The following is a 13,561-nucleotide window of genomic DNA, read 5'->3' on the forward strand; positions in this document are numbered from 1 at the left end:
GGCACTTCGAACAACGCTTAGGGGTTCACGATGACGCTCTCTTTTACCCGCACGCTTCTCAGCGCCGCCATTACGGGTGCCTTCGCGCTGACCACGCTCGGCGCCGCCGCCGATCTCTCCTCGCGCTACACCGATGACGATGGTGACATGATCGCCGACGTGCCCAGCGACGAGTCCCAGTGGGTCGACCCGGATACGCTGGTCTTCGCCTACACGCCGGTAGAAGACCCGGCAGTGTACGCCGAGGTGTGGGCGGACTTTCTCGAGCACTTGAGCGAGGCGACCGGTAAGGAGGTGCAGTTCTTCCCGGTGCAGTCCAACGCCGCTCAGCAGGAGGCGCTGCGCGCCGGGCGTTTGCATATCGCCGGCTTCAACACCGGCGGCGTGCCGGTGGCGGTGAACTGCGGCGGGTTCCGCCCGTTCGCCATGATGGCCGCCGACGACGGCAGCTTCGGCTACGAGATGGAGATCATCACCTACCCGGATAGCGGCATCGCGTCCGTCGAGGACCTGCAAGGACGTCAGCTGGCGTTTACCTCGGAAACCTCCAACTCCGGGTTCCGCGCGCCATCGGCGCTATTGCGCTCCGAGTACGGCATGGAAGCGGGCGAGGATTTCGAGACCGCCTTCTCCGGCTCTCACGACAACTCGATTCTGGGCGTGGTGAACCAGGACTACGACGCGGCGGCGATCGCCAACTCGGTGGCCAAGCGCATGCTCGCCCGCGGCGTGGTCAACGAAGGCGACTTCGACGTCATTTATACCTCGGAAACCTTCCCGACTACCGGCTATGGCCTGGCGCACAACCTGAAACCCGAGCTCGCCCAGCAGATTCAGGACGCCTTTTTCAGCTATGACTGGGAAGGCACGCCGCTGGCAGCGGAGTTCGAAAACTCCGGCGAGGCGCAGTTCATTCCGATCACCTACGCCGATCACTGGTCGGTGATTCGCACCATCGCCGACGCCAACGACGTCACCTACGACTGCGACTGACCCCCGCGTTTTTCGAGACCTTTCGGCCGGAAGCTACGCTTGCGGCCGAGTGCCGTATTGACGAGGTACTTCCATGCTCACACTTGCAGGCGTTGGTAAACGCTACCCCACCGGTGATCGCGCGCTCAGCGATATCGAGCTGACCCTTCCTGAGGGGCAAGTGCTGGCGCTGATCGGCCCATCGGGCGCGGGCAAGAGTACGCTGATCCGCTGCGTGAACCGGCTGGTGGAGCCGACTCAGGGCAGCATTCGCCTGGGCGATCAGGAGCTGACCACTCTGTCCGGCGCCGGGCTCCGGCGGGCGCGGCGCTCGATGGGCATGATCTTTCAGGAGTACGCGCTGGTGGACCGGCTCACGGTGATGGAGAACGTACTCTCCGGGCGGCTGGGCTACGTCGGCTTCTGGCGAAGCTTTCTGCGCCGCTACCCGTCGGATGCGGTGCGCGAAGCGTTTCGCCTGCTCGAGCGGGTGGGGCTTGCGCATGCCATCGACAAGCGCGCCGATGCGCTCTCCGGCGGCCAGCGCCAGCGGGTGGGCATCGCCCGGGCGCTGTTGCAAAGCCCGAGGCTTTTGCTGGTGGACGAGCCCACGGCGAGTCTCGATCCGAAAACCTCGCGCCAGATCATGCGCCTGATCCGCGAGCTCTGCGCCGAGCGGGGCTTGGCCGCGATCATCAACATCCACGACGTGGCCCTGGCGCAGCAGTTCGCCGACCGCATCGTTGGGCTCAACGCCGGGCGCATCGTCTTCGATGGCGCCCCGGGGGAGCTGACCGCCGAAATGCTTACTACGATCTACGGCGAGGAGGAGTGGGATGTTCGCGAAAGCGCTGACAACGAGTATGAGGCACCAGACGCGCAGCGGCGGGCCGCGGCGCCGGCAATGCGCGTGGCCGCCTCATGAGGTCGGATAACCAGGCGCGACTGAGCGCGGCGCAGCGCGGACAGTGGCGAAAGCCCGCCTTCATTGAGGGCAAATGGCGTCGCGTGGCGCTGAGCGCCGGCGTGCTGGCGTATCTTGCGCTGGCGCTGGGCTCCGTCGAGGTGAACTGGGCGCGGGTCGCCGAGGGCGCCGGGCGCGGGCTCAACTTTTTGGCGGCCTTTGCCCACCCGGATTTTGTAAGCCGCCAGAGCGACATCCTCGCCGGGCTGCTGGAGAGTTTGACCATGACGCTCACCTCCACGGTGATCGGCGTGCTGCTCGCCATTCCCGTGGGCCTCGGGGCGGCGCGCAATATAGCGCCGCTGCCGGTTTACGTGCTGTGCCGCGCGATCATCGCGGTGTCGCGCACCTTTCAGGAGATCATCATCGCGATTTTGTTCGTGGTGATGTTCGGCTTCGGGCCGCTGGCTGGGATGCTCACCCTGGCCTTTGCCACCGTCGGCTTCATGGCCAAGCTTCTGGCCGAGGACATCGAGGATCTCGACGCGCGCCAGGTCGAGGCGGTGCGCTCGACCGGCGCCGGCTGGTGGCAGGTGATGAACCACGCCGTCCAGCCCCAGGTGATGCCGCGGCTGATCGGGCTCTCCATGTACCGCCTCGACATCAACTTTCGCGAGTCGTCGGTGATCGGCATCGTCGGCGCCGGCGGCATCGGCGCCACGCTCAACACCTCGCTCAGCCGCTACGAGTACAGCACGTCGGCGGCGATCCTGTTGATCATCATCGCGATCGTGCTGGCCAGCGAATACGCCTCCAGCCACATTCGCCGCTTCACCCAATAGGCAGGAATCCCTGATGCCCGTTTCGACCTCTCTTGATGGTTTGCCGCTGTGGCAGCGGCGCACCAGCCGCGCCCAGTGGCTGCGCTTTGGCGGCTGGCTTTCGGGCACGTGCCTGTTTCTGCTCTGCTGGAAAGTGATTTCGGACAACACCATGTGGGTGTTCGCCCTGGACGCCGGGCGCCAGGGCAGTGACCTTCTAAGTCGCATGATGCCGCCGCGCTGGGAGTACGCGGCGAGCCTTTGGCAGCCGATGTGGGACACGCTCAATATTGCCACCCTGGGCACGGCGCTGGGCATCCTGATGGCCTTTCCCGTGGCGTTTCTCGCCGCGCGCAACACCACGCCGCACCCGCTGGTGCGAAGCCTGGCGCTGACCGTCATCGTTTCGTCGCGCTCGATCAACTCGCTGATCTGGGCGATGTTGCTGGTCACCATCGTTGGGCCCGGCGTGCTCGCGGGCATCATTGCCATTGCGCTGCGCTCGATCGGCTTCGTCGGCAAGCTTTTGTACGAGGCGATCGAGGAGATCCACCCAACCCCGGTCGAGGCAATCAGCGCCACCGGGGCAAGCCGCCTGCAGGTGATGAACTACGCCGTGCTGCCCCAGATCCTGCCTGCTTTCGCCGGCATCAGCGTCTACCGTTGGGATATCAACATTCGCGAGTCGACGGTGCTGGGACTGGTCGGCGCCGGTGGCATCGGGCTACAGCTCAACGCCTCGATCAATAGCCTCGCCTGGAGTCAGGTCAGCGTCATCTTCGTGATGATCTTCGCAACCGTTTTGGTCTCAGAGTGGATCTCGGCGCGTGTGCGCCACGCGATGATCTGAGACTCAATAGGCAGGTGTGGCAACCGTGCGCGCCTTGGGCCATGATGAAACCTCATTGATGCCACCGGCCGAGCGCACCATGTCGACACCGTGTTTTTGTACCGCTTCTCGCTTGTCTTTTAACGTTGTCTTGCCTCGCGCCTGCCGGCGCCTTGGGGCGCTGCTGGCGCTTTTTCTGCTCGCTGGCTGCGCCAGCAAGGAGATAGCCACCGCCCCGACCCCGAACATGGCGGGCATCTCGATGGAGCGCGCGCTGATTCTTTCCCACGCCCAGCAGGCGATCGGCACGCCGTATCGCTTCGGCGGCAATACGCCCAAAGGGCTCGACTGCTCGGGGCTGGTCGAGATGACCTACCGCGCCGCCGGCTTCAAGGTGCCGCGCACCGCCGATCAGCAGTACCGGGCGCTGCCCGGCACCCCACAGCCGCGCCCGGGAGATCTGCTATTTTTCGGCAGCGGTGCCAAGGCCACCCACGTGGGCATCTACCGCGGCAACCGCCAGATGATCCACGCGCCGGGCAGCGGCCGTCAGGTGGTCAGCGTACCGCTGGACATCGACTACTGGGAAAGCCGCTACCTGGGCGCGGCGTCACTGGCGCCATAAGCGCGTGAAAAAAGATGAGAAGTTTCGTTTAAGTACGCCCATTAAATGTTAATAATGGTAGCCTGTTAAGCGTGATGAATTTAGTCATCCGCGCCGTGTTGCTTCGCGCGGCGAATGCGCCGCAGATCAAGCCGCTGAATTGGCAGGCTTTCCCGCGATGCATGGCTCACTCCCCGATTTGCCCAAGGAGCAGTCATTGGCTCAGCAACAATTCGATGCCGCGCTGTCGTTGCGAGGTAACGCGCCGCTCTCGGTCGTGCCCTCCAGCGCTTCGTATTCGCTCTGCGAAGCGGCATTCTATTGTGCCAATGAAGCGATCATCATCACCGATGCCGAGAATCTCGTCGTCGACGTCAACCCGGCCTTTTGTGAGCTGACCGGGCTTGCCCTGGACCAGGTGATGGGTAAATCGCCCCAATCGTTCAGCATTCTGGCGCTGGAGGATAGCCGGGCCTCGCGGTTTTTGAACGACGACGTGCTGTTTCGCGACCGCGGCAAGAGCCAGGTGAGCTACCGGGGACACGATGGCAAGCCTTATCCGGCGATGATGTCGACCAACCGGGTACGCAACGAGCAGGGCGGGGTGGCCTATCATGTCATCGTGCTGTCGGATCTCTCCGCCATTCCCGCCCACGCGCGTCATCTCGACCGCGAAATCAGCTTCGACTCGCTTACCGGCTTACCCAATTTGCATCTTTTGACCCAGCTCATTCAGGAATCCATTCAGCACGCCGATGCCAGGGGCCTGCCGCTGGCGGTATGCTCGCTCGATATCGACTACTTTCAGACCCTCAACGAGCGGCTGGGTCCCAAGCGCGGCGATACCATTCTGGCGGCGTTTTCCCGGCGCGTGAGCCACTTGCTGGTTGGGGATGACGTGCTCGCTCGAGTCGGCGGCGACGAATTCGTGCTGCTGTTGCACCACGGGGTGGACGAGGCGTATTTCGAAACGCTCTTGAACTCGATTCGCCAGCCGCTGATGCTCGATGGTCAGAGTATCTATCTCACGGTGAGTCTGGGGGTCACGCTCTACCCCAACGACTACGCCCAGGGCGACATACTGCTGCGCCACGCCAACCAGGCGATGTATCGAGCCAAGCAGCGCGGCCGCGATACCTACCATTTTTTTGACCCGGATCAGGACCGCCAGCTGCGCGTGCGCCATGAAAAGCGCCAGCGCTTTTCCGATGCGCTCAACGGTGACGAGCTGCGCCTTTTCTATCAGCCGCAAATCGACATGCGCACCGGTGAGATCGTTGGTCTCGAGGCGCTGATTCGCTGGCAGCACCCGGAAGAGGGGCTGCTGGCCCCGGCGGCGTTTTTACCGGACATCGAGGCGACCCCGCTCGAGGTCGATCTCGGCGAGTGGGTGATCAACGAAGCGCTGCGCCAGCTCTCGGTATGGCAAACCCAAGGCACGGCGCTGACGGTGAGCGTGAACATCAGCCCTTCCCATCTGCTGGTCAAGGATTTCAGCCATCGCCTTGGCGAGCACCTGGCGCGCTACCCAAGCGTGAGCCCGTCGCTTTTGAAACTCGAAGTGCTCGAAAGCGCCGCCATTCACGACATCCAGTCGGCGCTGGTCAACATGGCGTGCTGTCAGACGCTGGGCGTGGGCTTTGCCATCGACGACTTCGGTACCGGCTTTTCGTCGCTTACCCACCTGCGCCAGCTGCCGGTGAACCTGATCAAGATCGATCAGAGCTTCGTGCGCGATATGCTGGACGACCACGATGACATGGCGATCGTCGAGAGTGTGATCTACATGGCCAACCGGTTTAAAAAGCCGATGCTGGCCGAAGGCGTGGAGACGCTGGCCCACGCGAGCGCGCTAATGGCGCTGGGCTGCCACCTGGCCCAGGGCTATGGCATCGCACGCCCCATGCCCGCCGAGCAGGTGCCCGATTGGATCGAGCACTGGCCCGAGCGCCTCGAGTGGCACACCATCAAGCCGCTTTCGAAGGGGCTGTTGTAAGCTCGATGCCTGCTCGTTTCTATCCATTATTTCCCTGGCCGCTTGAGTGTTGCTCGTACCGTTACCATGCCTTCCATCGACGTCGTTTTGAGTTTGACCCCGCGTGAGTGCCTGGCGTACTACGAAGGGCGCTATCGCAACGTACGCGCGCGCAGCGTCGACGGCCGCTGGGTCGTCTTTCCCGCCGAGGCGCTGCGCCGAGTCGTCGACCAGGAGGGCGTGCACGGGGTGTTTCGGCTCACGTTTACGGGTGAGGGCCGCTTTAGCCGCATCGATTTCGTTCAAAGGTAATTCGCCATGCCCGCCTTTCATCAAGCGCCGAGCCTGAACGAGCTGGTGCTGCGCATTATTCCCAACCTCAACCAGGCCGACACCCTGGTGCTCAATACGCTCGAGAGTTTGATCGAAAGCGCCAGCGACCCGCTCGAGGTGCTGCGACGCAAGGAGCAAAAACAGCAGTTCGCCCTCGAGATATACCGGCTTCGCCTGGGGCTGGAGGGGGTGCTGGAGCGCTATCGGGACGATGTCAACGCGTTGATCGACAATGACAATCACCGCTCGCCGCCGCTGTCGTTCAAACCCGGTGAGGAGGCCGTGATCCGCGACGCCATCGCTATTTACGATCACGTACGCGCCTTTCAGCGCGGCGAGCGTGCAGCGCCAATCCCCCGTTAATTTTCAGTGGCCGAACGTTTCTGGCACCGATATTGCGTCTATAATGCAGGGCTCGCCCAGGGCTTACCCGCCCCGGCGAGCGACAGCGGCCTACCCGGTCTTCGCTGTGACTCATTTTGGAGATGACCCATGTCGACCTTACCCGTGACGATGATGGTGGCCCGCCGCGTGGCCAACGGCCGCTATCAGGACTTTCAGCGCTGGCTCAACGAAGGCCGCGACCTGGCGGCGGATTTCCCCGGCTATCTGGGCTCCGGTGTGCTGGCACCGCCTCGGGGCGACGACGAGTATCAGATCGTGTTTCGCTTTAGCGATCAGCAGATGCTCAACGTCTGGCAGCACTCCGCCTCACGCGAAGGCTGGCTCAAGCGCGGCCAGGGGCTTTTCGACTCCCCGATCGAGCAGCGCGCCACGGGTCTGGGCGCCTGGTTTCACATGGACGGCGTCGAGCCTACCCCGCGCTGGAAACAGGCGGTGGCGGTGTGGCTGGCATTTTTTCCCATTTCGCTGATGTTTCAGTGGCTGTTTGGCGCGCTGTTGGCCGATTGGGCGCTCGTGCCGCGCGTGCTGGTCAGCACGCTGGCGCTAACGCCGATCATGGTGTTCATTTTCATTCCGCTGTCGACCCGGCTGCTGGCGCCCTGGCTTCAGGGGCGGTGGTCGCCGCGTGTACAGCTGGGCCGCTGGTGGCAAAGCCATCGCTCCCAGGCCAGGCTGTAAGAGCGTTTCACCATCCACCACCAGGGAAGGGCCATGATTCACGTCCACCATCTCGAGAAATCGCGCTCGCACCGGGTTATCTGGCTTTTGGAGCTTCTGGGGCTCGAGTACGACATTCACGTTTACAAACGTAACGACAAGACCATGCAGGCACCGAAAGCGCTCAAGGAGGTGCATCCGCTGGGCAAGTCACCGGTGATCGTCGATGGCGAGCTGACCATCGCCGAGTCCGGCGCGATCATCGACTACCTCGTCGAGCGCTACGGTAAAGGACGTTTCACGCCTGATCCTGAGGACGTCGAGACATGGCTGGACTACCGCTACTGGCTGCACTACGCCGAAGGCTCGCTCATGCCGCTTCTGCTCATGAGCCTGGTATTCAGCCATATTCCCAAACAGTCGCCGGCGCTGGTGAGGCCCGTGGCCAAGGGAATCAGCTCGACGATCCGCGAGCGCTTTCTCGACCCGCAGCTCGATCAGCACATGGCGTTCATCGAAGCGCACCTGCGCGCGAAGGAGAACTTCGGCGGCGCCTGGCCAAGCGGGGCAGACGTACAGATGAGCTTTCCGATGCTGGCGCTCAAGGGCACCCGCTCGCTTGGCAACTACCCGGCCATCGCAGGATTCACCCAGCGTTTGGAGAGCGACCCCGCCTGGCAGCGGGTGATCGAGCGCGCCGGGCCGCTGGATATCCTCGAGCGCTAAAGAAAGTGCCCGGCGCGCCCCGCGCCGGGCAAACCGTTAGCCGAAGCTTGCCGCGTTGAGCCACAGGTGCACCAGGATGCTGGCCACGTAGCCAAGCAGGATCACCGGCGTCCAGCGAAGATGGCCCATGAAGGTATACGAGCCGCGGGCCTGACCCATGACGGCCACTCCCGCCGCCGAGCCGATCGATAGAAGACTGCCCCCGACGCCCGCGGTCAGCGTGATCAAAAGCCACTGCCCATCGGACATCGCCGGTTGCATGGTCAGTACGGCGAACATCACCGGAATGTTGTCCACCACCGCGGACACTACGCCGAGCACCACGTTGGCCCAGGTCGGGTTCCAGCCGCTGTAAAGCGCTTCGGATAAAAGCCCCAGGTAGCCCATGAACCCAAGCCCGCCGACGCACATCACCACGCCATAGAAAAACAGCAGCGTATCCCACTCGGCGCGCGCGACGCGGTTGAAGACATCGAAGGGCACCACGCTACCCAGCTGTGCGAGCTTTTTATTGTCGCCTTCGCGGCTATAGATTTCGCGCTTGCGCGCAAGCGACTTGGGGAGGCTCTTGCGCAAGTAGAAGCCGAAAAACTGCAGGTAGCCAAGGCCGGTCATCATGCCCAGTACCGGCGGCAGATCCAGCAGCGTATGGCACAAAACCGCGGTGGTGATCGTCAGCAGAAAAAGCGCGATGATGCGCCGCGCGCCGCGCTTCATGATGACCTCTTCGTAGACACTGGCGGGCTTTTGATCCTTGATGACCAGGCTCATGATCGTCGCCGGCAGCAAGAAGTTGACCAGCGCCGGCACGAACAGGATGAAGAACTCCTGGAAGGGAATGATGCCTGCCTGCCACACCATGAGTGTGGTGATGTCGCCAAAGGGGCTGAAGGCACCGCCGGCGTTGGCGGCGACCACGATATTGATACACGCCAGGTTGATGAAGCGCTTGTCGCCTTCTGCCACCTTGGTGATCACCGCGCACATCAAAAGCGCCGTGGTCAGATTGTCGGCGATCGGCGAGAGGAAAAAGGCCAGCCCGCCGGTCAGCCAGAACAGCGTGCGGTAGTTGAAGCCCTTACGCAGCATCCAGCTGCGCAGCGCATCGAACACCCGACGCTCTTCCATGGCGTTGATGTAGGTCATCGCCACCAGCAAAAAGAGCATCAGCTCGGTAAATTCCAGAAGCGTCATTCGAAACGCGTACTCGGAGGTTTCCGACAGCCCGTTTTGAACGTATACCCAGCCAATGAGTCCCCAGATGATGCCCGCTGCCACCAATACCGGCTTGGATTTGCGCATGTGGATTTTCTCTTCGGCCATGACCAGCGCGTAGGCGAGTATGAAAATTCCCAGTGCCAGAAACCCCGTCATCGAGCTGGTTAAATCGAGTTCGCCGGTGATGGCCAGAGCGCAGGGCGAGAAGATCAGCAGGGCCATCGCCCATAAAAAAAGCCAGCGGCGAGCGGGTCGCGGCTGGCGTAAGGCGTGATGTCGCATCAGCATAAGAGTGATTTCCTTATTATTAAAAGGGACTAAAAAGAGGCACTTCGAGTTTAACAACGGGGGGATTAACGCAATATGGAATAAAACCGAAAGAAGTGCGCTATCAATGGGTTTGAAACGTCTTTTTTTAGCAAATTAGTCGTTTAGAGAATGGTTGGTTTTAGCGTTTGGTGTTATGTCACGAATGCTCTTATCCATTGGTCTAAAGTACGCTTTTATTAAAGCGTATTGTTTACTGAATAAGGCCAGTCATTAAAAACCGGATCAATGCGAGCATTGCGCGCGGTTGATGGCTGGCATTCCGCCAGGGTCATGGTATTTTATGGGCATCAGAGACACCCTCTAACGACCACAACAAGCAAACTTCCTCGCAAACGCCGCTCCAGCCAAGGATATTTCATGCGCCCTCTAGCTCCTCTATTTCATCGTTCGATTACGGTTACGACCGCCTTACTGGTGTCGGGACTGATGGCGTTTTCCGCCCAGGCCGAAACGCGTATTACCTATAAGTCGTCGTCTGCCGGTACGGCCTATTATCAGATGGGCGTAGAGCTTTCCGAGGCGATTCGCGAAGGCACCAATGACGATATCGTGCTGACCCTGGAAGAGAGCCAGGGCTCGGTACAAAACGTCATGGAGGTCATGGCGCGTCAGGGCAATTACGTCTTTACGACGCCTCCGGCACTCGTCGAGCAAGCCATGGACGCCGAAGGGCCCTTCGCCAAGCGGCAAAGCCCTCGCTTTCAGGACATTCGTGGGCTCTTCCCTATTCCGTCGATCACCATGCACTTCGTCATTGCCGGGGATGACGGTGTCGCCCGCGTCGATGAGCTCGCCGGCAAGCACGTACTGATCGGCCGCGGCACCTTTGGCGCCCGGGAAGCCCAGCGCTACTTCGAACTCTTCGGCCTCGACGATGAGATTCGCCTGGCGGATGCCGCGTTGGGCAACGGTCCCGATGCGCTCAAGAACGGCCAGATCGATGCCTTCGTCACCGCCAGCTCCTTCCCCACGCCGAACGTGATCGAAACCGCTGCCAGCATGCCGATCACCCTGGTGTCGCTGACCGATGAACAGATCGAGCAGACCGGCGCGACCGCTCAGGTGATTCCAGGCGGCACCTACCCCGGCGTCAATGAAGACGTTCATACGACCTCGCTTCCGGTCATGGCCTACACCACGGCGCAGATGGACGACGACACCGCCTATACGCTGACCAAAACCTTCTGGGAGCGTCGCGACGCCATGGCCGAAGAAGCCGCCTGGTGGGGCAGCATCACCCCGGCGCTGCTCGAGAACATGACCACGCCGCTGCACCCCGGCGCAATTCGCTACTACGAAGAGGCGGGCGTCGACGTTCCAGACGCGCTGCGCTGATCCTTACTCTTTCATGAATTGATTCACCACGGCGCCCCGGTTGCCGTGGTGTTTTTCATTGTCTTCGTGTATTTCATCGTCGTCGTGTTTTCAGTCGTATAGGCAAACGTCATGCAGGTTTTATCGAAAGACGCCGCGGTCGCGGCAGCGCCTCGGGCGACAGGCTGGGTAGCGCTGGGGATGGCGAGCGTCATTTTTCATCTCGGGCTCATCTTCTACGGGCTGGCCCCGGCACTGGTGAGCCGCCCGCTGCACATGGCGCTGCTGCTGCCCTGGGTGCTGATCTACATGGCGCGCAGCCGCTTTCAGTATGTGAGCGGCTGGCTGCTGACGCTTTCGGGGATAGCGGCCTGCGGCTATATCGCGCTCAACGAAACCGCACTCGCCACGCAGTATGGGTTTATCGACACGCATCTGCAGATGGCGATCGGGGTGTTTCTGATCTTCGTTGCACTCGAGGCCGCGCGCCGGGCGATCGGCTGGCCGCTACCGCTGGTCGCCTTGCTGGCGCTGCTGTACGGCGTATTTGGCGAGTACGTGCCGGGAGCCTTTGGCCACGCGGGCATTCCTCTGGCAAGCCTGGTGGGAACGCTCACCATCGCCGAGGGCGGCCTGTGGGGATCGCTGACCGGGGTGAGCGTGGGGGTAGTGGCGATCTTCGTAATCTTTGGCGCGGTATTGAACGCCGGCGAGGCGGGGCAGGGATTCATGAACCTGGCTGGCGCCATTGCCGGACGGCTGACCGGCGGCGGAGCGAAGGTGTCGGTGATCTCCTCGGCGCTAATGGGCTCGATCTCTGGCTCCGCCTCGGCCAACGTCGCGTCTACCGGCGCGATCACCATTCCGTCGATGGTGCGGCTGGGCTATCCGCGCACACTGGCCGGGGCAGTGGAGGCGGTGGCCTCCTCCGGCGGGCAGATCATGCCGCCGCTGATGGGCGCTGGCGCCTTCGTCATGGTCGAGCTGACCGGCACCCCCTACACCCAGATCATGGCGGCGGCGGCGCTGCCTGCGTTGCTCTATTTTTTCACTGTCTGGATCGGTATCAATGCCTACGCCACGCGTCACGATTTGAAGCCCGTGGCCAAAAGTGAGCGCCCGACAGCCAAAGAGGTATGCATTACCTCGCTGTTCTTTGCCGTTCCCTTCGTGCTGCTGCTGGAGCGCATCTTCAACGGCGGCGTTACGCCTCAATACGCGGCGAGCATCGCGATCTTCGCGGGTATGGCGCTTTTGTTGTTCAACGTGAGGCTGCGCTTTTCGTTTTCGGACTTCATTAGCCGGCTCTGTGAGGCCGCGCTCACCGCCGGGCGCCAGATCGCGATGATCGGGGCGATCATCCTCTGCGCGTCGCTGGTGATCGGCGTGCTTTCCATGACCGGGCTCGGGGTCAAGATCACCTCGGGCATCCTGTCGCTCTCTGGTGACATGCTCTGGCCGGCGCTGTTGCTCACCGCGCTCGCGTGCCTGGTGCTGGGCATGGAGGTACCGACCACGGCCGCCTACGTCATCTGTGTCTCGGTGGCGGGGCCGGCGCTGACCTCGCTGGGACTTTCACCGCTGCTCGCGCATCTGTTCGTCTTCTGGTTCGCGCTGTTGTCCACCATTACCCCGCCGGTGTGCGGCGGCGTGTTCATCGCGGCCGGCATGGTGGGTGAAAACTGGCTCAAGGTGGCAGTCAAGGCGATGGCGCTGGGTATCGGGCTCTACATCATTCCGCTGGCCATGGTGGCCAACCCTCATATCATCGAGCTCGCCTTTACGCCCGGCGCGGCGCTGATAAGCGCGCTGAAGGTGGCCGTCGGGCTTGGCATGGTCTCGTTCGGCGTCATCGCCCGGCGCGCACTCTGGTGGCGGTTGGTGTTGGTGCTAGGGGGCTTGGCCGCCATCTTCCTCGTCTAGTCGCAGCGGTGATGAGGGCGGCGCCTGGGTCGTCGAGTAGATCACCCAGATGTCCAACGCCGGGCCGAGGGCGCGCTCGACGCGCAGGGTTTGTGGTGCCTGCGAGACCACCTGCGCGGCGCACAGGCCCGCGTCCACCTCGCCGGCAAGCAAGGCGTCGGCGACGGCCGAGGTCGTGGGGAGTTCGACGATTTCGTCGAAGGCGCTCAGATCGGTGTAGTGGCGGGTGGCCGGCTGCAGCGCAAGACGCGACGGGCGCTGGACGTCGCGGCGCACGATCAGCGCCAGCGGGTGGGAGCCGGCGATGAACACGTCCACCGGGAAGGCGCGATGCATGGTACGCCCAACGCAGTCGGCGTGGCTCGAGTGCGCGGTACATTGAAGCAGGTGGCTGATGTCGCCGGCCAACAGCGCCTCGAAGGCACGCTCGAAATCCTCGAAGTAGACACCTTCGCCTGTGCCGCTAGCGCGCCTGGCCAGGTAGCGTTTGGCGATCAGTGCGTGGTTGCTGCTCTCCGGCCCCAGCGTGCCCAGGCGCATGAGTGGCTCC

At 62.5% G+C, this 13,561-nt stretch carries 14 protein-coding genes; 12 read left to right on the forward strand and 2 right to left on the reverse strand.

Annotated features, from left to right (window positions below):
- Positions 1 to 30 precede the first annotated feature (30 nt).
- The 10 genes from phnD (at position 31) to OCT39_RS01440 (ending at position 8,226) form a co-directional block, all read left to right on the forward strand.
- Positions 31 to 993 (forward strand): phosphate/phosphite/phosphonate ABC transporter substrate-binding protein, encoded by a 963-nt coding sequence (gene phnD / locus OCT39_RS01395; RefSeq protein ID WP_263585920.1) that lies wholly within the window; start codon positions 31 to 33, stop codon positions 991 to 993.
- Between the two features lie 73 nt (positions 994 to 1,066).
- A complete protein-coding gene (gene phnC, locus OCT39_RS01400; protein ID WP_263585921.1) occupies positions 1,067 to 1,897 on the forward strand; it encodes a phosphonate ABC transporter ATP-binding protein in 831 nt (276 codons plus the stop codon).
- Positions 1,894 to 2,718, forward strand: coding sequence for a phosphonate ABC transporter, permease protein PhnE (gene phnE, locus OCT39_RS01405; protein ID WP_263585922.1), 825 nt, complete (start codon positions 1,894 to 1,896; stop codon positions 2,716 to 2,718). Before phnC ends, phnE (OCT39_RS01405) begins: the two co-directional genes overlap by 4 nt.
- 13 nt (positions 2,719 to 2,731) lie before the next feature.
- On the forward strand, positions 2,732 to 3,547 hold the full coding sequence (gene phnE / locus OCT39_RS01410) for a phosphonate ABC transporter, permease protein PhnE (protein ID WP_263585923.1): 816 nt from the start codon (positions 2,732 to 2,734) through the stop codon (positions 3,545 to 3,547).
- Between the two features lie 112 nt (positions 3,548 to 3,659).
- Positions 3,660 to 4,151: a C40 family peptidase gene (locus tag OCT39_RS01415; RefSeq protein ID WP_263585924.1), complete on the forward strand. Its 492-nt coding sequence runs from the start codon at positions 3,660 to 3,662 to the stop codon at positions 4,149 to 4,151.
- Between the two features lie 196 nt (positions 4,152 to 4,347).
- Positions 4,348 to 6,126: a putative bifunctional diguanylate cyclase/phosphodiesterase gene (locus OCT39_RS01420; protein ID WP_311958860.1), complete on the forward strand. Its 1,779-nt coding sequence runs from the start codon at positions 4,348 to 4,350 to the stop codon at positions 6,124 to 6,126.
- 66 nt (positions 6,127 to 6,192) lie between these two features.
- On the forward strand, positions 6,193 to 6,417 hold the full coding sequence (locus OCT39_RS01425; RefSeq protein WP_263585926.1) for a DUF2835 domain-containing protein: 225 nt from the start codon (positions 6,193 to 6,195) through the stop codon (positions 6,415 to 6,417).
- Positions 6,418 to 6,423: 6 nt separating this feature from the next.
- Positions 6,424 to 6,801, forward strand: a complete 378-nt coding sequence (locus OCT39_RS01430; RefSeq protein ID WP_263585927.1) for a hypothetical protein — start codon at positions 6,424 to 6,426, stop codon at positions 6,799 to 6,801.
- Positions 6,802 to 6,930: 129 nt separating this feature from the next.
- Positions 6,931 to 7,521: an antibiotic biosynthesis monooxygenase gene (locus OCT39_RS01435; RefSeq protein WP_263585928.1), complete on the forward strand. Its 591-nt coding sequence runs from the start codon at positions 6,931 to 6,933 to the stop codon at positions 7,519 to 7,521.
- A 33-nt stretch (positions 7,522 to 7,554) separates the two neighbouring features.
- On the forward strand, positions 7,555 to 8,226 hold the full coding sequence (locus OCT39_RS01440) for a glutathione S-transferase family protein (RefSeq protein ID WP_263585929.1): 672 nt from the start codon (positions 7,555 to 7,557) through the stop codon (positions 8,224 to 8,226).
- 36 nt (positions 8,227 to 8,262) lie between these two features.
- Here OCT39_RS01440 and nhaD read toward each other — a convergent pair whose 3' ends face one another.
- Positions 8,263 to 9,732, reverse strand: a complete 1,470-nt coding sequence (nhaD, locus tag OCT39_RS01445) for a sodium:proton antiporter NhaD (RefSeq protein ID WP_263585930.1) — start codon at positions 9,730 to 9,732, stop codon at positions 8,263 to 8,265.
- 399 nt (positions 9,733 to 10,131) lie between these two features.
- On the opposite strand from nhaD, the gene OCT39_RS01450 reads away from it, so the two are divergent.
- Both OCT39_RS01450 and OCT39_RS01455 read left to right on the forward strand, forming a co-directional pair.
- Positions 10,132 to 11,109: a TAXI family TRAP transporter solute-binding subunit gene (locus tag OCT39_RS01450; RefSeq protein ID WP_263585931.1), complete on the forward strand. Its 978-nt coding sequence runs from the start codon at positions 10,132 to 10,134 to the stop codon at positions 11,107 to 11,109.
- Positions 11,110 to 11,220: 111 nt separating this feature from the next.
- Positions 11,221 to 13,011, forward strand: coding sequence for a TRAP transporter permease (locus OCT39_RS01455; protein ID WP_263585932.1), 1,791 nt, complete (start codon positions 11,221 to 11,223; stop codon positions 13,009 to 13,011).
- On the opposite strand, the gene OCT39_RS01460 is transcribed toward OCT39_RS01455, so the two are convergent.
- Entirely contained in the window at positions 12,979 to 13,551 is a 573-nt protein-coding gene (locus tag OCT39_RS01460; RefSeq protein ID WP_263585933.1) for a hypothetical protein, read from the reverse strand. The two genes, OCT39_RS01455 and OCT39_RS01460, sit on opposite strands and share 33 nt — an antisense overlap.
- Positions 13,552 to 13,561 lie beyond the last annotated feature (10 nt).

The sequence above is a fragment of the Halomonas sp. GD1P12 genome, from assembly GCF_025725645.1.
In the GTDB taxonomy this organism is placed as follows: Bacteria; Pseudomonadota; Gammaproteobacteria; order Pseudomonadales; family Halomonadaceae; genus Vreelandella.

Bases quoted from the DNA above. Each gene is read 5' to 3' on its own strand.
- OCT39_RS01450 (WP_263585931.1), top strand. From the start codon at position 10,132: ATGCGCCCTCTAGCTCCTCTATTTCATCGTTCGATTACGGTTACGACC.
- phnC (WP_263585921.1), top strand. From the start codon at position 1,067: ATGCTCACACTTGCAGGCGTTGGTAAACGCTACCCCACCGGTGATCGC.
- OCT39_RS01425 (WP_263585926.1), top strand. From the start codon at position 6,193: ATGCCTTCCATCGACGTCGTTTTGAGTTTGACCCCGCGTGAGTGCCTG.
- OCT39_RS01440 (WP_263585929.1), top strand. From the start codon at position 7,555: ATGATTCACGTCCACCATCTCGAGAAATCGCGCTCGCACCGGGTTATC.
- OCT39_RS01435 (WP_263585928.1), top strand. From the start codon at position 6,931: ATGTCGACCTTACCCGTGACGATGATGGTGGCCCGCCGCGTGGCCAAC.
- phnD (WP_263585920.1), top strand. From the start codon at position 31: ATGACGCTCTCTTTTACCCGCACGCTTCTCAGCGCCGCCATTACGGGT.
- nhaD (WP_263585930.1), bottom strand. From the start codon at position 9,732: ATGCTGATGCGACATCACGCCTTACGCCAGCCGCGACCCGCTCGCCGC.
- phnE (WP_263585923.1), top strand. From the start codon at position 2,732: ATGCCCGTTTCGACCTCTCTTGATGGTTTGCCGCTGTGGCAGCGGCGC.
- phnE (WP_263585922.1), top strand. From the start codon at position 1,894: ATGAGGTCGGATAACCAGGCGCGACTGAGCGCGGCGCAGCGCGGACAG.
- OCT39_RS01430 (WP_263585927.1), top strand. From the start codon at position 6,424: ATGCCCGCCTTTCATCAAGCGCCGAGCCTGAACGAGCTGGTGCTGCGC.
- OCT39_RS01455 (WP_263585932.1), top strand. From the start codon at position 11,221: ATGCAGGTTTTATCGAAAGACGCCGCGGTCGCGGCAGCGCCTCGGGCG.
- OCT39_RS01460 (WP_263585933.1), bottom strand. From the start codon at position 13,551: ATGCGCCTGGGCACGCTGGGGCCGGAGAGCAGCAACCACGCACTGATC.